Annotated in this window: 22 protein-coding genes; 6 read left to right on the top strand and 16 right to left on the bottom strand. The window is 67.0% G+C overall.

The features are described 5' to 3' along the window. Nucleotides 1-253 precede the first annotated feature (253 nt). Genes F3K02_RS17615 through F3K02_RS17595 form a run of 5 tightly spaced genes read right to left on the bottom strand, consistent with a single transcriptional unit; the run spans nt 254 to nt 4860 of the window. Complete coding sequence (locus F3K02_RS17615) at nt 254-1243, bottom strand: branched-chain amino acid ABC transporter permease (RefSeq protein WP_177137536.1); 990 nt, start codon at nt 1241-1243, stop codon at nt 254-256. Nucleotides 1244-1248: 5 nt separating this feature from the next. Then, entirely contained in the window at nt 1249-2106 is an 858-nt protein-coding gene (locus F3K02_RS17610; RefSeq protein WP_177136940.1) for a branched-chain amino acid ABC transporter permease, read from the bottom strand. 28 nt (nt 2107-2134) lie between these two features. After that, nucleotides 2135-2845, bottom strand: a complete 711-nt coding sequence (locus F3K02_RS17605) for an ABC transporter ATP-binding protein (protein ID WP_177136939.1) — start codon at nt 2843-2845, stop codon at nt 2135-2137. Next, nucleotides 2842-3570, bottom strand: coding sequence for an ATP-binding cassette domain-containing protein (locus F3K02_RS17600; protein ID WP_177136938.1), 729 nt, complete (start codon nt 3568-3570; stop codon nt 2842-2844). The genes F3K02_RS17605 and F3K02_RS17600 overlap by 4 nt, the downstream gene beginning before the upstream one ends. 18 nt (nt 3571-3588) lie before the next feature. Further along, complete coding sequence (locus F3K02_RS17595; protein ID WP_177136937.1) at nt 3589-4860, bottom strand: ABC transporter substrate-binding protein; 1272 nt, start codon at nt 4858-4860, stop codon at nt 3589-3591. A gap of 217 nt (nt 4861-5077) precedes the next feature. Here F3K02_RS17595 and F3K02_RS17590 point away from each other — a divergent pair, with 217 nt between their 5' ends. Then, on the top strand, nt 5078-5269 hold the full coding sequence (locus F3K02_RS17590; RefSeq protein WP_246309569.1) for a VOC family protein: 192 nt from the start codon (nt 5078-5080) through the stop codon (nt 5267-5269). 171 nt (nt 5270-5440) lie between these two features. Here F3K02_RS17590 and hpaI read toward each other — a convergent pair whose 3' ends face one another. The 10 genes from hpaI to hpaR form a co-directional block, all read right to left on the bottom strand. After that, complete coding sequence (gene hpaI / locus F3K02_RS17585) at nt 5441-6250, bottom strand: 4-hydroxy-2-oxoheptanedioate aldolase (protein WP_177136936.1); 810 nt, start codon at nt 6248-6250, stop codon at nt 5441-5443. Next, nucleotides 6247-7278 (bottom strand): 2-dehydropantoate 2-reductase, encoded by a 1032-nt coding sequence (locus tag F3K02_RS17580; RefSeq protein ID WP_177136935.1) that lies wholly within the window; start codon nt 7276-7278, stop codon nt 6247-6249. The genes hpaI and F3K02_RS17580 overlap by 4 nt, the downstream gene beginning before the upstream one ends. After that, nucleotides 7275-8036: a class II aldolase/adducin family protein gene (locus F3K02_RS17575; protein WP_177136934.1), complete on the bottom strand. Its 762-nt coding sequence runs from the start codon at nt 8034-8036 to the stop codon at nt 7275-7277. The genes F3K02_RS17580 and F3K02_RS17575 overlap by 4 nt, the downstream gene beginning before the upstream one ends. A gap of 33 nt (nt 8037-8069) precedes the next feature. After that, on the bottom strand, nt 8070-8897 hold the full coding sequence (gene hpaH, locus F3K02_RS17570; protein WP_177136933.1) for a 2-oxo-hept-4-ene-1,7-dioate hydratase: 828 nt from the start codon (nt 8895-8897) through the stop codon (nt 8070-8072). A gap of 3 nt (nt 8898-8900) precedes the next feature. Beyond that, nucleotides 8901-9347 (bottom strand): 5-carboxymethyl-2-hydroxymuconate isomerase, encoded by a 447-nt coding sequence (locus F3K02_RS17565; RefSeq protein ID WP_177136932.1) that lies wholly within the window; start codon nt 9345-9347, stop codon nt 8901-8903. Nucleotides 9348-9358: 11 nt separating this feature from the next. Continuing rightward, nucleotides 9359-10285, bottom strand: coding sequence for a 3,4-dihydroxyphenylacetate 2,3-dioxygenase (hpaD, locus tag F3K02_RS17560; protein WP_177136931.1), 927 nt, complete (start codon nt 10283-10285; stop codon nt 9359-9361). Between the two features lie 340 nt (nt 10286-10625). After that, nucleotides 10626-12101, bottom strand: a complete 1476-nt coding sequence (gene hpaE, locus F3K02_RS17555; RefSeq protein WP_177136930.1) for a 5-carboxymethyl-2-hydroxymuconate semialdehyde dehydrogenase — start codon at nt 12099-12101, stop codon at nt 10626-10628. Between the two features lie 16 nt (nt 12102-12117). Next, a complete protein-coding gene (locus tag F3K02_RS17550) occupies nt 12118-12894 on the bottom strand; it encodes a fumarylacetoacetate hydrolase family protein (RefSeq protein WP_177136929.1) in 777 nt (258 codons plus the stop codon). Further along, nucleotides 12891-13553: a fumarylacetoacetate hydrolase family protein gene (locus tag F3K02_RS17545; RefSeq protein ID WP_177136928.1), complete on the bottom strand. Its 663-nt coding sequence runs from the start codon at nt 13551-13553 to the stop codon at nt 12891-12893. The genes F3K02_RS17550 and F3K02_RS17545 overlap by 4 nt, the downstream gene beginning before the upstream one ends. A 10-nt stretch (nt 13554-13563) precedes the next feature. Continuing rightward, nucleotides 13564-14061: a homoprotocatechuate degradation operon regulator HpaR gene (gene hpaR / locus F3K02_RS17540; protein WP_177136927.1), complete on the bottom strand. Its 498-nt coding sequence runs from the start codon at nt 14059-14061 to the stop codon at nt 13564-13566. Between the two features lie 115 nt (nt 14062-14176). Here hpaR and F3K02_RS17535 point away from each other — a divergent pair, with 115 nt between their 5' ends. Next, entirely contained in the window at nt 14177-15229 is a 1053-nt protein-coding gene (locus tag F3K02_RS17535) for an NAD(P)H-dependent flavin oxidoreductase (RefSeq protein WP_177136926.1), read from the top strand. Further along, nucleotides 15217-15513 carry an antibiotic biosynthesis monooxygenase family protein gene (locus tag F3K02_RS17530; RefSeq protein WP_177136925.1) on the top strand — a complete coding sequence of 99 codons (297 nt, stop codon included), beginning with the start codon at nt 15217-15219 and terminating at the stop codon, nt 15511-15513. The genes F3K02_RS17535 and F3K02_RS17530 overlap by 13 nt, the downstream gene beginning before the upstream one ends. Before the next feature lie 16 nt (nt 15514-15529). Here F3K02_RS17530 and F3K02_RS17525 read toward each other — a convergent pair whose 3' ends face one another. Then, entirely contained in the window at nt 15530-16669 is a 1140-nt protein-coding gene (locus F3K02_RS17525) for a hypothetical protein (RefSeq protein ID WP_177136924.1), read from the bottom strand. A gap of 66 nt (nt 16670-16735) precedes the next feature. On the opposite strand from F3K02_RS17525, the gene radA reads away from it, so the two are divergent. From radA to F3K02_RS17510, 3 genes are all read left to right on the top strand, one after another. Next, a complete protein-coding gene (radA, locus tag F3K02_RS17520) occupies nt 16736-18112 on the top strand; it encodes a DNA repair protein RadA (protein WP_177136923.1) in 1377 nt (458 codons plus the stop codon). 64 nt (nt 18113-18176) lie between these two features. Next, nucleotides 18177-18611: a glycerate kinase gene (locus F3K02_RS17515; protein WP_177136922.1), complete on the top strand. Its 435-nt coding sequence runs from the start codon at nt 18177-18179 to the stop codon at nt 18609-18611. Between the two features lie 60 nt (nt 18612-18671). Beyond that, on the top strand, nt 18672-19610 hold the full coding sequence (locus F3K02_RS17510) for a branched-chain amino acid transaminase (protein WP_177136921.1): 939 nt from the start codon (nt 18672-18674) through the stop codon (nt 19608-19610).

The raw sequence follows: 19610 nt of genomic DNA, 5'->3' as shown, positions 1-19610 counted from the left end.
GTGCAGCGGTCGTTCGACCCTTCCCTCCTTGAATGACAGGTGACCTCGGCTGCCGACATTCAGGCGTGCTAGGTCACCGGCAGAAATCAGCCTTCAGCTGGACCCTGAGTAATTCGGGGAAAACTGCCGCCAGCGGCCGAGCCATTTCATTGGTGGCCGACTCGACCGACCTCGCCAGCCGCGCGACGTCTTCCAAGTTGTCATGGACCTCACCGCGTTAACAGGATGCGGCACGTCGGCGCCGCCCCCTCCGTCACAGCTCCACTTTCAACAGCCGCTGCGTCGGGAACAGCGTCAGCCCGGTCTTGCCCTGCACCCAGCCCCACAGCCCCTGGCGGAACAGCAGCGTGACGGCAATGGCGAGTACGCCCAGGCCGAGCTGGTACCAGGTGCCGTAGTCGGCGAAGAACTTGTTGAGCAGCCAGAAAATCACCGCGCCGATGATCGGCCCCTCGATGCGGCCTATGCCGCCGATGACGACGATGAAGATGGCGAAGGCGGTCCAGTTGACGCCGAAGGCGGCGTCGGGGCTGATGCGCACATTCCCGACGAAATACAGCGCGCCGGCCAGGCCGCAGCCCAGCGCCGCGACCACGTACACCACCAGCTTCATGCGGCCGACCGCAATGCCCTGGCTCTCGGCGGCTACCTCGTTGTCGCGGATCGCCTGCAGCGCCAGGCCTTCCTTGCTGCGCAGGAACAGGTAGACGCCGCCGATGCAGGCGATGACGCAGGCCAGCGCCATCCAGTAGGTGACGTTTTCGCGCATGGCGCGGCTGATGCCGCGCAAGGCGGTGATGCTGGTGCCCGAGCCGCCGCCCACCGCCGGGACGTTGGCGATCGTGAGGCGGAACACCTCGGCGATCACCCAGGTGCCGACCGCGAAATAGCCGCCTTGCAAACGGAACGCGATCCACGACACCGGCACCGCGACCAGCGCCACCAGCAGCGCCGCGATCACCACCGAAACGAATGGGTTGAGGCCCGCGATGTCGGCCAGCACCAGCAGCGCATAGCCGCCGAGGCCGAAGAAGGCCTGTTGACCTACGGAGACCATGCCGCCGTAGCCGGCGAGCAGGTTCCACATCATCGCGAAGATGAAGTAGCAGGAGAACTCCACCATCTCTCGCTTCCACGACGACTCGCCCCACAGCGGCAGCGTGGCCGCAAACACCACCCACACCAGCGCGAGCACCAGCGCCGCATTGCTCGCCCGCGTGCTGCGGATCACCTGAACGTCCATCGTGCTCAACCCCGCGTTTTCGGAAACAGCCCCTGCGGGCGAACCACCAGCACGGCCAGGAACACCATGTGTCCCAGCCACAAGCCCCAGCCGGGATCGATGGTGAAGCCGATTTGCTGCGTGAGCCCCAGCACCATGGCGCCGATGAAGGTGCCCCAGAAGGAGCCCATGCCGCCGATGATCACGGCCTCGAACGCGAACAGCAGCAGCATCGGCCCGTCGGTGGGCGCGACCGTTGTGCGCAGCACCTGGAACCAGCCGGCCAGCGCGATCAGCGCGAAGGCGATGCCGGTGGCCATGGCGTAGACCCGCCACGACTTCAGGCCCATGAGTTCGGCGATCTCGGGGTCGTCGGACACCGCGCGGAACGAGCGCCCCAGCGCCGTGCGGGCAAACAGCCACTGCAGGCCCACCGTGCAGGCCACGGCAGCAGCAAAGATCAGCAGCGGCAGCACGCCGATGCTCATGTCGCCGAGCGCAAAGCTGGCGGTGTTCAGGCCGCCGGAGTCGAGCGAACGCGGGTCGGCGGAAAAGACTTCCTGCAGCGCGTTCTGGATCACGATGGACAGCCCGAAAGTCACCACCAGCGAGGGCAGCGGGTCTTTGCCCATGGTGCGGTTGAGCAGATGGGTTTGCAGCTGGTGGCCGATCAGGAAGCCGGCCGGCAGCAGCAGGAGCAGCGTGAGGCCGATGCCGCTGCCCAGTTGCGCGGCCAGCGCCACCGCCACAAAGGCTGCGAGCACGATGAAGTCGCCCTGCGCGATGTTGGTCAGGCGCATGACGCCAAACATGATCGACAGGCCGAGCGCAAACAGGGCGTACAGGCCACCGAGCAGCAGCCCCTGGATGAGGGTTTCAAACATGGTCGTTCACGGGTTCACTCGCTCGCCTTCAAAGGCCGAAATAGGCCTGGCTGATCTGCTCGCGCGTGACGGCCTGGCTGTCACCTTCGAGCGACACGCGGCCTTCTTGCAAGCAGTAGAGGCGCTGAGAGACGCGCTGGGCCAGGCTCACGTCTTGCTCGACGATGACCAGGCTCATGCCGTCGGCGGTGATCGCGGGCAGCGCGGCGTAGATCTCCTGGATGACGACGGGTGCGAGGCCCAGCGAGAGTTCGTCGCACAGCAGCACCTCGGGGTTGCTCATGAGCGCGCGGCCGATGGACACCATCTGCTGCTGCCCGCCAGACAACGCGCCCGAGGGGTTGCGGCGTTTTTCTTTCAGGACGGGGAACATGGCGTAGAGCCTCTCCAGCGTCCACGGCCCCGGCCGGCCCGGCGTGGCGCCCATGAGCAGGTTCTCTTCGACCGAGAGCGAGGCAAACAGCCGCCGGCCTTCGGGCACCAGGGCCATTCCCTGGCGCACGATGTCGCCGGGGTGGGCGCCGCCGATGGCCTGGCCCTTGAAGCGCACCGCGTCGGCCGGCGCCTTGACCAGGCCGGTGAGCGCTTTCAGAAAGGTGCTCTTGCCGGCGCCGTTGGCGCCGATGATGGCGACCACCTCGGAGCGGTGCAGCGCGAAGTGAATGCCGAACAGCGCCTGCGCGTCGCCGTAGAAGGCTTGCAGGTTTTGGGTCTGGAGGATCTGCTCGGACATGTTCATGCTTCCATGCCCATGTACACCCGTTGGACTTCGGGGTCGTTCATCACGTCCTGCGGCAAGCCCTCGGCCAGCTTCGCGCCGAAGTTGATGACGAACAGGCGGTCGGCGATGGAGAGCAGCGCGTGCACCACGTGTTCGATCCAGACCATGGTCACGCCCTCGGCCTTGATGCGGCGCAGTTCGTCCACCAGCTCCTGCGCTTCATGTTCGGTCAGGCCACCGGCGATTTCGTCGAGCAGCAGCAGCGAGGGTCTGGTGGCCAGTGCACGCGCCAGCTCCAGCCGCTTGCGGTTGAGCAGGGTGAGGCCGCCGGCCGGCTGGTTGGCGTGCACCTTCAGGCCGGTTTTTTCCAGCACTTCGACGGCCGTGTGCCACGCCTCTTTCTCCGGCTGCTGTCCACCGAAGCAGGCGGCCGTGACCAGGTTTTCGAACACGCTCATGTGCCCGAAGGGCTGCGGCACCTGGTAGCTGCGGCCGATGCCGGCGCGGCAGCGCTGGTGCGGTTTGAGCGCCGTGATGTCTCGGTCTTCGTAAGCGATGCGTCCCGCGTCGGCGCGCACATCGCCCGAGATCAGGTTGAACAGCGTGGTCTTGCCCGCACCATTCGGACCGAGGATGCCCAGGGTTTCACCACGGTGCACGGAGAGCGAAATGTTGTCGGTGACGGTCAGCGCGCCATAGCGCTTGCTGACCGCCTCCAACGTCAGGAGCGGCGTGGAACTCACGTGGTCTTTCGGCCCCGCTCAGGCGTATTTGATCGCTTGGAGTGCGGCCTGCTTGGGAATGTTCGGTGCCAGCGAGTTGTCGACCACGAGCAGTTCCATGCCCTTGCCAGCCTTCTTCCACTGGCCCACCACCAGCGGCGTCTTGCTGATGTTGGGCACCGGCCCTTTCTTGAAATTCACCGGGCCGACCACGGTGTTCAGGTTGGTCGATGCGATGGCATCGCGGATGGCCTCGGGCGAGCGGTCGGCGGAGCGCTTGAGCGCATCCAGCGCCACTTCAAACAGCGACTGCTTGAAGCCCAGCGGCATGGTCCAGGGGCGGCCGGTGGCGGCGGTGTAGGCCTCGGCCAGTTGCTTCGAGGTCTGACCCGTCATCGACGAGCTGAACGGGTGATTTGGGCTCCACCAGACCTCGACGGTCAGGCCGTCGGCGCGGTCGCCGAAGGCCGAGATGGCGGCCGGAAACTCGGTGGCCTTGGGCACGGTCACGATCTTGGGGCGAAAGCCCTGCTGGCCCGCCTGGTTCCAGAAGTTCGCAAAGTCCGGCGGCGGCAGCACACCGGAGACGATCTCGACGTTGTTCTTCTTGAACTCCGAGATGAAGGACGAGAAGTCGTTGATCGGCGACTGGAAGCGGCCGCGGTCGATGAGCTTGAAGCCCTTCTGTGCCAGCGCGTAGGGGAAGCCCAGCTTGGCGTCACCCCAGGCGTTGCCGTCTTCGTCGTTGGGCCAGAGTGCGCCCATGGTTTTGTTGGTGTCCAGCTGGGACCACGCCGACGTCAGGCCACCGATCACGTCTTCCAGGCCCCAGAAGAAGTGGTAGGTCCATTCGAAGCCCACTTTCGGGTTGCCCTTGCGACCGAAGAAGTGGGGTTGCCAGGGCGTGTCGTTGGTGATGCAGGGCACGCTGTTGAGCTCGCACTGATCGGCCACCGGGTTGGTGGTGGCGGGCGTGGACGAGGCCACCACGAGGTCGACCTTGTCGCGGGTGATCAGCTCGGCGGCGGCGTTGCCGGCCTTATTGGGGTTGGACTGCGAGTCCTTGTAGACGACCTCGACGGCGTACTTCTTGCCCCCGATGGTGATCCCACCGGCCGTGGCCTTCTTCAACTGCTCCAGCGTGAACTTGTCGGGCTCGGCGAACGCGGCCAGCGGGCCGGTCTGCGGGCTCACATAGCCGATCTTGATAGTGCTGCCGCTCTGAGCGAAGGCGGGGCGCAGCGCAGGCGCAGTGGCCAGCGCAAGCGAGGCAGACTTGAGCAGGGTGCGACGGGAAATGTCTGTGTGCATGTCTTGTCTCCGGGGGTTGTTTTGTTCCTCTCGGGTGCGGTGCACCTCGATGACGGCGGTGATCTTCTCCCCCGCTCCGGAGCCTGTCCAATATCGATTGGCTCTCTCTTCATACCCGGTAGGTATGGTTGGAACACATGCGTATGCGCCTGTCAGCGTATGCATGTGCATCTCTGTGGTGCCATCTTGCACACCACGCCCACGCAAGGACCTACACATGCTCAATCACATGATTTTTCGCGTGGCTGATATTGCCAAGGCCAAGGCCTCTTACAACGCGGCCCTGGCGCCGCTGGGTTACAGCGGCTGCTTTGAAGGGAACCACGGCTCCAACATCCTCGGTCTGGCCTACCCGGACGCCACCGAGCCCGACGGCAAAAAGGCCGACGTCTGGTTCATCCTTTCGTGATCGACCCCGATAGCAACAACATCGAAGCGGTCTGCCACCAGCCCGAGTGAGCGGCCAGAAAAAATTTTCAGCCGACCGGCTTTTTCTTCAGAAACCTGGCCGGCGCAGATTTTTTCTTCAGAAAGAAGCCTCCCGAAGATTTTTTCTTCAGATTTGGCACCCTGTCGCCACTCAGTACCCGCCCGACGGCCCAGCCGGCCCCTTTGAAGCCCCCGCGCTGAACCGCTCCAGCAACCCACTCGCCGCCTTCACCAGCAGCGTCGTGTCCACCCCCACCGCCACGAACAGCGCGCCCGCGTCGAGGTACTGCTGCGCCAGCGCCGGGTCGGTGGCGAGGATGCCGGCGGCCTTGCCGGCGGCGCGCACGGTGGCGATGCCTTCGAGGATCACCTTCTGCACCTCGGGGTGGCCGGGCTGGCCGCGGTGGCCCATGCTGGCCGAGAGGTCGGCCGGGCCGAAGAACACGCCGTCCACGCCCTCGGTCTCGGCGATGGCCTTGAGGTTGTTGACCGCGGTCACGGTCTCGGCCTGCACCAGCAGGCACATCTGGCCATTGGCCTGGTTGAGGTAGTCGTCGACCTGGTTCCAGCGCGAGGCGCGCGCGAGCGCCGCGCCCATGCCGCGGATGCCTTCGGGCGGGTAGCGCATGGCCTGGACCATGAGCGCGGCCTGTTCGGCGGTGTCGATCATCGGGATCAGCAGGGTCTGCGCGCCGATGTCGAGGTACTGCTTGACAAGGGCCACGTCGGCCTCGACCGCGCGCACGACGGCGTGGGTCTTGGTGTACGGGGCAATCGCGCGCAGCTGGTCGAGCGCGGTGCGCGGGTCGTTGGGCGCGTGTTCGCCGTCGATGAGCAGCCAGTCGAAGCCGCAGCCGGCCAGGGCCTCGGCCACGTCGGGCGAGGCGAAGCCGACCCAGCAGCCGATCTGGGGCTTGCCGGCCTGGAGGGCGTCGCGGAAGGTGTTCTGGGGGATCTTCATTGCGGTGTCTTCGTCGGTTCAGGGTAGAGGCCGCGCATCTGGCCCATCAATCTTGTGAGGCCCATGAGCGCGTCCATGTTCGGTGTGGCTTCGCCCAGGTGCTGGCCGATCTCGCGCACGGCGCCGACCAGCGCGTCGAGCTCGATGGGGCGGCCGGCTTCCACGTCCTGCAGCATCGAGGTCTTGAACGAGCCGAGCTTGCGCGTGACGGCGTGGCGGTCTTCGGGGCTCTGGTCGATGGGGATGCCGATGCGCGCACCGATGGCCTTGGCCTCCAGCATGATGGCGCTGACAAAGCCGCGCACCAGCGGGTCGTCGAGGATGCGGTCGCAGGGCGCGCCGGTGATGGCCGAGATAGGGTTGATGGTCATGTTGCCCCAGAGCTTGAACCAGATGTCGCGCTGGATGCGCTCGGATACGGTGACGCCGAAACCGGCCGCGCCCAGCAGCTCGGCCACGGCCTGCACGCGCGGGGTCACGCCGCCGGCCGGCTCGCCGAGGATGAGCTGGTTGTTCTTGATGCGCTGGATGCGCGCGGGCTGCGGTGCGGCGGCGCTGGCGTGCACCACGCAGCCGATGACCTGCGACGTGGGGATGTTCGCCGCGGTGACGCCGCCGGGGTCGACGGCGTTGAGTTGCAGGCCCGCGGCCTCGCCGGGCAGGCCGTCGAAGAACCACCAGGGCACGCCGTTCATCGCCACGAGCACCACCGTGTGCGGCCCCATCAGCGCGCGCACGGCGGGTGCGACAGCGGGCATCGCCGGGCCTTTCACCGAGACGATCACCAAGTCCTGCACGCCCAGGCTGGCAGGGTCGTCGCTGGCGTGGACCGCGGCGCGGTGTTCCGCGCCCTCGGCGTCGACCCACGTCACACCGCGCTCTTTCAACGCCCGCAGCGTGTCGCCGCGCGCCACGGCGGAAAGCTGGATCTGCCCGGCCGGCAGGCGCGAGCCGAGCCAGCCCGCGAACAGGCCGCCGATGGCACCGACGCCGACGATGGCGACTTTGTCGAAGGTTTGTGTGCTCATGCGCGGTACCCCGGGTCGATGCGGTCGATCAGGCGTTGCATGGCAGCGAAGGAGTCTTCACCGGCGCCGTGCCGGGGATTGAAGTTGAGCGAGTCGCGCACGCAGGCCTGCAGCGCGGCTTCGGAAATGGGCTGCAGCTCGCCCAGCGCCTGCGAGGCGACCTGGATTTCGCAAGCGCGCTGCACCAGCCACATGATGTTGAAGGCCTGCGCCAGGCTGTTGCCGATCACCACGGGGCCGTGGTTGCGCAGCAGCAGGACCCGTTTCCCGCCCGCGCTGGCGAGGATGCGCGCGCCCTCGTCGCGGTGCACGGTGATGCCCTCGAACTCGTGGTACGCGACCTGGCCGTAGAGCTGGGCGGCGTAGAAATTGGTGAACGAGAGGCCGTCCTTCAGACAGCACACGGCCATGGTCGGCGTGGTGTGCACGTGCATCACGCAGTGCGCGTCGGGCAGGGTGGCGTGGATGGCGCCGTGGAAGGTGAAGCCGGCCGGGTTGATCGGCCAGTCGTCGTTGCCTATGATGTTGCCGTCCACGTCGACCTTGACCAGGTTGGACGCGGTGACCTCGGTGTAGTGCAGGCCGAAGGGGTTGATGAGGAAGTGGTCGTCCGGCCCCGGCACGCGCAGCGAGATGTGGTTGTAGATCAGTTCGGCCCAGCCGAGGTGGGCAAAGATGTGGTAGCAGGCGGCGAGCTGCACGCGAGCCTGCCATTCGGCGTCGCTGATGCGGGCGGGTTTGAGGAAGGCGTCGGCCATGCGGGGTCTCCTTCTATATACAAGTGTGTGCGGTCAGATGAAGCGGAAGCACAGGCAGCCGAGCGGGCCGTAATCGGCCTCGAACAGGTCGCCGGCTTTGGCCGCCACTGGCCGCGTGAAGCTGCCGGCGAGCACGGTCTCGCCAGCCTGCAGCGTCTCGCCCCAGGGCGCCAGTTTGTTGGCCAGCCAGGCGATGCCAATGGCGGGGTCGCCCTGCACGCCGGCGGCCAGGCCGGTCTCTTCGACCGCGCCGTTCTGCCGCAGGATGGCGCCGCACCATGGGCGGTTGGTGCTGCGCGGGTCGGCCTTGAACGCGGGGTCGCCCGCGCCTATGACGATGCCGGCGTTGGCCGCGTTGTCGCTGATGGTGTCGTAGACCTTGCGCATCACCTTGGTGTGGCGATCGAACTGCTCGATGCGTGCGTCGATGATCTCGATGGCGGGCGTCATGTAGTCCGTCGCGGCCAGCACGTCTTCCACCGTGACGTTCGGGCCAGCCAGCGACGCCTTGAGCACGAAGGCCAGCTCGACCTCGACGCGCGGGGCGATGAAGTTCTTCACCGGAATTTCCATCACCTCGCCGGCCTTCGCGGTGTAGAGCATGTCGTCGAGCAGGGTGCCGTAGTCGGGCTCGTCGATCTGGCTGCTGATCTGCATGGCGCGGCTGGTCAGGCCGATCTTGTGGCCGATGACTTTCCGGCCGGCGGCCTTTTGCAACTTGACCCAGGCGCGGCCGATGCGGTAGCCGTCTTCAACCGTCATGCCGGGGTGGCGTTTGGAGAAGTGCTCGACCTGCGTGCGGGTCTGCTGGGACTGCTGCAGCTCGGCGGCGAGCTGCTGAACGAGGGCGTCGTCGAACATGGCTTACTTCTTCTGGAAAAGCGGGTGCAGGGAACTGTTCTTGGCGTCGAAAACCTCGTGGCCCTCGTCGACCTGCACAGTGATCCCGATGGGGCGCTTTGCGAGCTGTTCGGCGAAACGCTCCCTCACGCAGGCGTTCAGCGCCTCGCCCACGCGCTGGTGCACGACCGCGCTGCGGCCCTTGGCCATGCGCACGTTCATGTAGACGAAGGCGTAGTCGCCGCCCAGGCCCGCCTCGATGCCGGCCGCGCCGCCATCGGACACGGCGCTGTGCGCCGCGGGGTAGGCCAGCACGCGCGTGCCGCCGGTGGGGAAGACCTGCTGGTCCTGCTCGTCGCGCACGGCGAGCATCGCGTCGGCGAGCGCGCGGCACAGGCCGCGCATGTCGACGCCGCCTTCGGCCGCTGGCTTGTCGAGGTTGGGGGTGTAGAGGATGACGAGGTGGGGCATGGGGATTCCGTTCAGAGGCGTGAGCTCACGAGGCTGAACCCGTCGGCGGCCGAGGCCTGCGCCTTGGGAATGGCTTTGCCGGTGACGGGCGTGACGGGAAACACGGCGTTGATCTGGCCGGTGCCCGACGCGCCGAAATACGGCGTGATGACCTCGGCCTTTCCGTCGTACTCGCTCCAGCCCAGCACGCCCAGCATCATGGCGGTGTCGTGCATGAAGCCTTCGCCGTGGCCCTTGGCGGCGTACTCGGGCAGCATGCCGCAGAAGTCGGCCCACTCCCCGTTTTCCCACATCTGCACCACGCGGTGGTCCAGGGTTTCGAGGAAGGGGCTCCAGACCTTGAACGCGAATTCGGGCGCGAGGCCGTTCTGTGCGAAGCGGTGGCTCAAGCTGCCGCTGGCGAGGAAGGCGACGGTACCGTCGTAGTGGTCTTCGACCGCCTTGCGCATGGCCCAGCCGAGGCGCGCGCTGTCGTTGAGGTAGTGAACGGTGCACAGCGCCGAGACCGAGATGGCCTTGAAGTGCTGGTCGGCGTTCATGTAGCGCATGGGCACGAGCGTGCCGTACTCCGGGCCGAGCGTGGTGGCGTGGTGGGCCAGGGTTTCCACGCCGTGTTCATTGGCCACCTTGGCCAGCAGCTGCCCGAGCTCGGGGTTGCCGGGGATGGCAAACGGCAGGTTGCTGATGAAGTGCGGCAGCTCGTTGCTGGTGTAGGTGCCCTCAAAGTGCGGCGCGCAGTTGAGGTGGTAGCTGGCGTTGACGAGCCAGTGGGTGTCGAAGACGACGATGGTGTCCACCCCGGCTTCCCGGCAGCGGCGCGCGATTTCAACGTGGCCGTCGATGGCGTCCTGCCGCGTGCCCTTGCGCGGGCCGTCGAGCTCGCTGAGGTACATGGAGGGGACGTGGGTGATCTTGCCGACCAGTGCTACTTTGCCCATGGGTTTTGTCTCCTGTCAGTGCTTAGGAATTGTTTCGTTGGCTCCGTGGGCTGACCACGCCGGGCGCCCACCTCCGCTCATGTCCCCCGGTCTGCGCTGCGCGCAGCCCTCCTCCTTGACTTCGCTGCGGTAGGCACCCGGCGCGGCCAACCCACTGCATGGCTGGTCCGTCGCCCCATGAGTGCCAACACCTCGCGTCGGATCGATCGGGTGGGGTGTTCTGCGCAGCGAAGTAAAGGAGGAGGAACGGGCGCAGCCCGTTCCGGGGGACATGAGCGGAGCAGAGCGCCCCGGCCGTTCGATCCTGCCCACCCCTTTGAGTGAAACAGCGGAGAACACATCACACCCCCCAATGAGGAATGTGATGGGAACCGAGAGACACCGCCACGTTCTTGGGCTCCAGGAACACCTCGTAACTCCAGGTGCCACCCTCGCGCCCCGTGCCCGACGCCTTCGTGCCGCCAAATGGCTGCCGCAGGTCGCGCACGTTCTGCGAGTTCACGAAACACATGCCCGCTTCCACCGCCGCGGCCACGCGGTGCGCCTTGCCCAGGTTCTCCGTCCACACATAACTGGAGAGGCCGTAGGCGATGTCGTTCGCCAGCTCGATGGCGTGCGCCTCGTCGCGAAACGGAATCAGGCAGGCCACCGGGCCGAAGATCTCTTCCTGCGCGATGCGCATGCGGTTGTCCACGTCGGCAAACACCGTGGGCCAGACATAGTTGCCCGCCTGCACATGCGCCGGCAGCTCAGCCGCATAGCTCGGCCGGTCGAGGCCGCCGCACAACAGCGTCGCGCCCTCCTTCGGTCCCAGCTCGATGTAGCTGCGCACCTTGGCCAGATGGCCCTGGCTGATCATCGGACCGATGGTGGTCTTCTCGTCCTGCGGGTCGCCCACGACGATGCGTTTGGCGCGTTCGGCGAACTTCGCGGCGAAGTCGGCGTAGATGCTCTGCTGCACCAGAATGCGGCTGCCGGCGGTGCAGCGCTCGCCGTTGTTGCTGAAGATCATGAAAAGTGCGGCGTCGAGCGCACGGTCCAGGTCCGCGTCGTCGAAGACCACGAACGGGCTCTTGCCGCCCAGCTCCATGCTGAACTTCTTCAGGCCCGCGGTCTTGACGATGCGGTTGCCGGTGGCGGTGGAGCCGGTGAAGGAAATCGCACGCACGTCGGGGTGCGCGCACAGCGGCTCGCCCGCCTCCTTGCCGAAGCCGTGCACCACGTTCAACACGCCGGCCGGGATGCCGGCTTCCAGCGCCAGCTCGCCCAGGCGCGCCGCGGTCATGGGCGACAGCTCGCTCATCTTCAGCACCGCCGTGTTGCCGAAGGCCAGCGCGGGCGCGACCTTCCAGGTGGCCGTCATGAAGGGCACGTTCCATGGGCTGATCAGCGCGCACACGCCGACCGGGTGGAACAGGGTGTAGTTCAGGTGCGTGGGCGTGGGGTAGGTGTGGCCGTCAACCCGGGTGCACATCTCGGCGAAGTAGCTGAAGTTGTCCGCCGCGCGCGGGATCAGCTGCTTGCCGGTCTGCGCGATCACCTGGCCGGTGTCGTCGGTTTCGGTCTGGGCAATCTCCGGCACATGCTTCGCGATCAGCTCGCCGAGTGCGCGGATCTTCTTGGCGCGCTCGGTCGCCGGCAGGCCGGCCCATTTCGGGAAGGCGTCCTTGGCGGCCTGCACCGCGGCGTTGACTTCGGTCTCGGTGCCCGAAGCCACTTCGGCCAGCACGCCCTGCGTGGCGGGGTTGATCGTTTCGAAGTAGTCGGTGCCGGCAACCGTCTTGCCGTTGATGAGGTGGTTGATGCGTTGGGTCATGTCGGTTCCTGCGTTGTCAGGCGGCCTTGGGCGCCGCCGTGATGGTGTTCATGAGTTCACCGATGTGTTCGATGGACGTGACGATCACGTCCCCCGGCTGGCAATCGACCACGCCGTCGGGCGTGCCGGTGAGGATCAGGTCGCCGGGCATCAGGGTCATGAAGCTGCTGAAGTATTCGATCAGCGTGGGCACATCGAAGATCATGTCTTTCGTGTTGCCCTGCTGCGTGAGCTGACCGTTCACGGTGGTCGTGAGCGCCAGGTTCATCGGGTCGGCCACATCGGCTGCGTCGACCAGCCAGGGGCCGATGGGCGTGCAGGTGTCGCGGTTCTTGACCTTGAGGTTGGGGCGGTACCAGTTCTCCAGGTAGTCGCGTATCGCGTAGTCGTTGGCCACGGTGTAGCCGGCCACGTACTGCAATGCATCGGCCTTCTTCACGCGCTTCGCAGGCTTGCCGATCACCACCGCGAGTTCGCATTCGTAATGCATGAACATCACGCCGTCGGGTCGCACGGTGAAGGCGCGGTGACCGATCAGCGAGGACTCGCCCTTGACGAAGGCCAGCGGCTCTTCGGGCGCCTTGAAATCAAGTTCCTTGGCGTGATCGGCGTAGTTCAGGCCCAGCGCGAGCACGGTGCGCGCGCGGTCAACGGGCGCCAGCGGCGGCAACCAGACCACCTCGTCGAAAGTCACGCGGCGACCTTTGAAAGCGGGGGTGAGCAGTTCGAGCTGGCCATCGGCTTCGATGGCGTCGTGGACCGCGCCGGCCCAGGCGATACGGGCTCTTTTCATGTCTGTTCTCCGACGAAGGCGTTCACCAGCGGCTTGAAGCCGGTGGCCAGGATCTCCACCGCGTCCCCGGCTTTGGCGCGCGGGCGGGTGCCGTCGGGCAGGCAATCGGTGCCGAGCATCAGCACGTCGCCCGGCCGCAAGGTCTGGAAGGCGTTCACGTCGGCCCAGAGCGTGGCCGCGTCGCGCACCAGATCGGCCAGCGCCACGGTCTGGCGGTGCACGCCATTGATGCGCAGCTCGATCACGAGCCCGGCCAGGCCGTCGAGGCCCCCCAGCGCGTCCAGCGCCACGGCATCGCGCCCCACACCGAGGAAACCGTCCACACAGCGGAACTTCACCGACGGGCGGAAGTAGCTCTCGTGCGGAATCGCCACGTTGTTGAACAGCACGGCGCTCGCGACGCGGCCGCCCTCGCCCGCAACCAGACCGAGCGACGCGCTCACATCGACCTCGGCGACCTGGTGGGGCAGCGCGATGGCATGGCCCGACGGCGTGAAGGTGTTGGCGGTCTTGATGTAGAGCACCGGCGCCTGCGGCGGCGCCTTGTAGGGCGCCTCGTTCATGCGCGGCGCCCACAGCGCGTGTTCGCGCCGGAAGTTCAGCAGGGTGCCGTAGACCGTGCCCTGCGGCAGGTACGGCGGGGTCCAGGGGGTGTTCATGTCGGTTCCTTCATGCGGCGTCTTCTTCGGTCCAGCCCGCGCCCCCACCCTCGTCGGCATCGGGCACTTCCAGCGCGATCACGCTGTCGAGCAGGGTGTAGAGCTGCGCCAGCCGCGCCTTGCCCAGGCGCTCTTCCATCCAGGCGTAGTGCGCCTCGATGGTCTGTGACAGTGTGGCCACCAGCTTCAGCCCCGCCCGGGTGGCGCGCACCACGGTACGGCGCGCGTCCTGCGGGCAGCGCGCGCGGCTGATCAGCCCGTCGCGCTCCATGCGCGTGAGCACGCCGGTGAGGCTGGGGCCAAGCAACAGCGCTTCGCGTGCCACGCGGCCGGTCTCGACGCCCGCCGGATCGGCTGCGTGTTCACCCAGCACGCGCAGCACGCGCCACTGCTGGTCCGACAGGCCGTGCTCGCGCAGGCTGGGCCGGGTGTGCTGCATCACGGCCTCGCGCGCTTCGAGCAGCAGGCGCGGCAGGTTGCGGTGGACAAAAGGGGTTTCGGTGCTCATTTATTTAATATGTTAAATGATTTTCTTTGGCCCGGTTTTCGGGTTTACCCTGAGCCGTTCGGCGGCCTATGCCGGGGGACTGGTCACCACGGTCCGTCGCACCGACAATCCGCGCATGAAAACCCTGACCGAGCTGCTGCACACCGAATTCCCGTTGATCCAGGCCCCGATGGCCGGCGTGCAGGGCGCGGCGCTCGCGATCGCGGTGAGCAATGCCGGCGGCCTGGGCTCCCTACCCGGCGCCATGCTCACGGCCGAGGCCCTGCAGCGCGAGCTGGCGGCCCTGAGCACCGGCACCCAGCGTCCCTGGAACGTCAACTTCTTCTGCCACACACCACCCGAACCCGATGCGGGCCGCGAAGCCGTCTGGCGTGCGGCGCTCGCCCCCTTCTATGCCGAGGCCGGGCTGGACCTCGCCAAAGTGCCGGCCGGCGCCGGCCGCGTCCCGTTCAGCGCTGCGGCTGCCGACATCCTGGAACCCTTCCGCCCGCCGGTGGTGAGCTTCCACTTTGGCCTGCCCTCGCCCGATCTGGTGGCCCGCGTGAAACGCTGGGGCAGCGTGGTGCTGTCCAGCGCCACCACGGTGGACGAGGCGCGCTGGCTCGTGGCCCACGGCGCCGACGCCGTGATCGCCCAGGGCCTGGAGGCCGGAGGTCACCGTGGGCACTTTCTGTCGCACGACCTGAGCCAGCAAATGGGCACCTTCGCCCTGCTGCCGCAGATCGTGGCGGCGGTGGACGTGCCGGTGATCGCGGCCGGCGGCATCGCCGACGCGGCGGGTGTGGCCGCGGCGATGGCGCTGGGCGCGGCCGGCGTGCAGGTCGGCACGGCCTACCTGTGCAGCGCTGAAGCCACCACCAGCGAACTGCACCGCGCCGCGCTGCAGAGCGCCGCCGCACGCCACACCGCGCTCACCAACGTGTTCACCGGCCGGCCGGCGCGCGGCATCGTCAACCGCGTGATGCGCGAACTCGGCCTCCTGAGCCCGGCCGCGCCAGCCTTCCCGCTCGCCACCGCCGCCATCGCGCCGCTGCGCGCGCACTTCGAAGCGTTGGGCAGCGGCGACTTTTCACCGCTCTGGTCGGGCCAGAACGCCAGCGGTTGCCGGTCGCTGCCGGCGGCCGAAATCACCCGTCAACTCATCCAAGGCTTCGAATGTTTGTTGTGATCTTCCGCGCGAAAGCCCGCGCCCTCGACGCCGAATACAGCGCCATGGCGGCTCAGATGCGTGAACTGGCATTGACCCAGTTCGGTTGCCTGGATTTCACCGCCGCCACCGAGGGCGACCAGGAAATCGCGCTCTCTTACTGGCCCGATGAGGCCAGCATCCGCGCCTGGAAACAGCACACCGACCACCTGGCCGCGCAGCAGCTGGGGCGCGAGCGCTGGTACGCCAGCTACTCGGTGGAGATCGCCGAAGTGAAACGCCGCTACAGCCACCCGGCGAAGTAAGTCCACAAGGCGCGGTTCAGAAATAGTCGTCGGGATCGCGGTCCGCACGCACACGACCCGGTGTTTCGCGCTGCTGGTTGAGCCAGCGCTTGAGGCCGGCGGGTTCCTGCACCCGCTCCAGATCCTGCTCGGTCTGCGCCACGGCCGACTCCAGCGCCGCCACCTGGGCCAGCAGATGCTGTTTGAGCGTGTTCGGGTTGGCCACCTGGCCCGGCGGCAGGTCGAACTCGCGCGCCAGACGCTGCTGGCGCGCGGCGCGCTCGCGCTCCAACCCGGCCACCTGCTGCTTGAGCAACAGGGTCAGCGCGGCCAGCTTGTCTTCGGCCAGGCGCGACACGGCGGCCGGGTCGGCCAGCTCGGCGCGCAGCTGGATCTGCATCAGCGTGACCAGGTCCTTGCGCCCATAGGCGGCGTTGGCCTCGCTCATGAGCGCGGTCTTGCGCAGGCGCTCCTGGGCGTCGGTCTCGCGGTCCGGGTGCAGGGCGCTGGCGAGCTGGCGAAACAGCGTGCGCAGCTGCGTTTCAGCATCGGCCTGCTGCACCTGGGCCTGGGTCTGTTCCGCGCCGGGTTTTTGACGCGCCTTGCGGGCCTTCGCCTTCGCCTGGCGGCGCGCCTGTTCTTCGTCCTGCGACTCGCGCAGCCGCGCCATGCCGGCGCGCAACAACTCTTCCATCGACGGGTCCTCACTGGCATCAGCCAGCGGTTCGCCCAGCACCTGTTCCAGCCGCGCGCGCAGGGCGTCGGCCGCGGCCTGCTTCTTCTGCGCCAGCGTCTGCGGGCTGTGCTGGTCGTGCAGCTCGGCCATGGCGAGATCGCCCTCCTCGGCCAGGGTCTGCGCCAGCCGACACAGGGCTTCGGTCGCCGTCGCCTGCTGCAAGCGGCTCAGGGTCTTGCCCTGCAGGCACTCCGCCAGCCACAAGGCCAGCTCGCGCATGCGCTGGCGCTGGCGCTGCTGCAAGGGCGCGACCCAGCGGTGCAACTCCACCCGGTGCGACTGCGCCAGGGCGTCCAGCTCATCGAGCTGCGCCTTGAGCTTGTCGACGCGGGTCAGCTGCAGGTTGAAGGCCCGCGCGGCGGCCGTCAGCGGCTGTTCGCCGGGCGGCAGCGCGCGCAAGGCCGCGGCGGGCGGCGGGGAGGGATGGCGGGGGTCGGGCAAAAGCGGTCCAGTGGAGCAGGCGGGGCCGGAGCCAGCCCGGCGGGACTCGACTATATTGCCTGCCACATGGCCAAAGATAAAACCCAATACACCTGCAACGAATGCGGCGGCAGCAGCCCCAAGTGGCTGGGCAAGTGCCCGCACTGCAACGCCTGGAACACGCTGATCGAATCGGTGGCCGAATCGTCGGCCCCGGCGAAGAACCGCTTTGCGTCGCTGGCGAAGACCGCCGAAGTCACGACCCTGGCCGACATCGATGCCACCGACGTGCAGCGCACGCCCACCGGCCACGACGAGCTGGACCGCGTGCTCGGCGGCGGCATCGTCGAAGGCGGCGTGGTGCTGATCGGCGGCGACCCGGGCATCGGCAAGTCCACCCTGCTGCTGCAGGCGCTGGATTCGCTGCAGCGCGCCGGTCAGAAAACGCTCTACGTCACGGGTGAAGAAAGCGGCGCCCAGGTGGCGCTGCGTTCGCGCCGGCTCGGGCTGGACGGTTCGCAGGTCAGCGTGCTGGCCGAGATCCAGCTGGAGAAGATCCTCGCCACGCTGGACCATGTGAGACCGGCCATCGCCGTGATCGACTCGATCCAGACCGTGTATTCCGAACAGCTCACCAGTGCACCCGGCTCGGTGGCGCAGGTGCGCGAGTGCGCGGCTCACCTGACCCGCGCGGCCAAGGCCAGCGGCACGGCGATCGTGCTGGTGGGCCACGTGACCAAGGAAGGCGCGCTGGCTGGCCCGCGCGTGCTGGAGCACATGGTGGACACCGTGCTGTATTTCGAGGGCGACACGCATTCCAGCTTCCGCCTGATCCGCGCGATCAAGAACCGCTTTGGCGCCGTGAACGAGATCGGCGTGTTCGCCATGACCGAGCGTGGCCTGAAGGGCGTGAGCAACCCGAGCGCGATCTTTCTCTCGCAACATTCCGAACCCGTGCCCGGCAGCTGTGTGATGGTGACGCTGGAAGGCACGCGGCCGATGCTGGTGGAGATCCAGGCGCTGGTGGACAGCGGCGGCCCGTCGCCCCGGCGCCTCTCCGTGGGCCTGGACCGCGACCGCCTGGCCATGCTGCTGGCCGTGCTGCACCGCCACGCCGGTGTGGCCTGCATGGACCAGGACGTGTTTGTCAACGCCGTGGGCGGCGTGCGCATCAGCGAACCGGCCGCCGACCTGGCGGTGATGCTCGCCATCACCTCCAGTCTGCGCGGCAAGCCCCTGCCCAAGGGTTTCATTGCGTTTGGCGAGGTGGGCCTCGCGGGCGAAGTGCGACCGGCGCCACGCGGACAGGAGCGGCTGAAAGAGGCCGCCAAGCTCGGTTTCAGCGTGGCGGTGGTGCCCAAGGCCAACCTGCCGAAGAAGAACGACAAGGCATTTGATGGCATGACAGTGCATGGTGTGGATCGCATTGATGAGGCCATGGAATTGGCCCGCTCGTTGGCATGAACCCACCCCGGGTGTACGCAGTGACCGCAACCGACCGTCAGCGACAAGCGCCGACAATCAGAACATGAACTTCTCGCGACTTGTTGTTCCTCTGGCCGGCGCTGCGCTGATCGTGCTGGCCTACCGCAGCTACGGCTGGCCCGGCGTGTCCGTGGTCGCAGGTGGCCTGGTGATGTGGCTGCTTCTGCACGTCACCCGGCTCATGACGGTGATGCAGCGCGCGGCGAAACAGCCCATCGGTTTTGTCGCCAGCGCCGTGATGCTCAACGCCAAGCTCAAGCCAGGCGTGACGCTGATGCACGTGATCGCCATGACGCGCGCACTGGGTGAACGCCTGACGGCCGAAGGGGAACAGCCCGAACAGTACCGCTGGACCGATGGCAGCCATTCGTCGGTCACCGCGCACTTTCGCGACGGCCGGCTGGTGAGCTGGGACCTGGCCCGACCGGCACCCGAAGACGAAACGGCCCAGGCGCCGGCCACAGGGACGGCGCCGTAAAATCAGGGTTTGGCCGGTCTGCGCCCAGGCCATCGATCAATACACCCCAAAGGACCCCGCATGAGCCCCGTGATTCCCTCGATGTCCGACCGCGACGGCAAGATCTGGATGGACGGCCAGATGGTCGACTGGCGCGACGCCAAGATCCATGTGCTGACCCACACGCTGCACTACGGTTGCGGCGCGTTCGAAGGCGTGCGCGCCTACAACGCTGCGGGCGGTACGGCCATCTTCCGTCTGGAAGAGCACACCGAGCGCCTGTTCAACAGCGCCAAGATCCTGCGCATGAAGCTGCCGTTCACCAAGGAAGAAGTGAACGAGGCCCAGAAAGCCGTGGTGCGCGAAAACAAGCTCGAGAGCTGCTACATCCGCCCGCTGACCTGGATCGGCGACAAGAAGCTGGGCGTCAGCCCCAAGGGCAACACCATCCACCTGATGGTCGCGGCCTGGGCCTGGGGCGCCTACCTGGGTGAAGAGGGTCTCAAGCGCGGCATCCGCGTCAAGACCAGCAGCTACACCCGCCACCACGTCAACATCACCATGACGCAGGCCAAGGCGGTGAGCAACTACACCAACTCCATACTGGCCAACATGGAAGTCACCGACGAGGGCTACGACGAGGCCCTGTTGCTCGACAGCTCCGGTTTTGTGTCCGAAGGCGCGGGCGAAAACATCTTCGTGGTCAAGAACGGCGTGATCTACACGCCCGACCTCTCGGCCGGTGCGCTCAATGGCATCACCCGCAACACCGTGTTCCACATCGCCAAGGACCTGGGCCTGGAGATCGTGCAGAAGCGTATCACGCGCGACGAGGTCTACATCGCCGACGAGGCCTTCTTCACCGGCACCGCCGCCGAAGTGACCCCGATCCGCGAGCTGGACCGCATCGAACTCGGCGCCGGCAGCCGCGGCCCGATCACCGAAAAGATCCAGAGCGCGTTTTTTGACATCGTCAACGGCCGCAACGACAAATACGCCCACTGGCTGACGAAGGTTTGA

Origin of the sequence: Hydrogenophaga aromaticivorans (assembly GCF_013387465.1) — a bacterium.
Taxonomy (GTDB): Bacteria; Pseudomonadota; Gammaproteobacteria; order Burkholderiales; family Burkholderiaceae_C; genus Hydrogenophaga; species Hydrogenophaga aromaticivorans.
The sequence above is the reverse complement of the archived record's forward strand: the minus strand, read 5'-3'. Positions and strand labels throughout refer to the sequence as shown.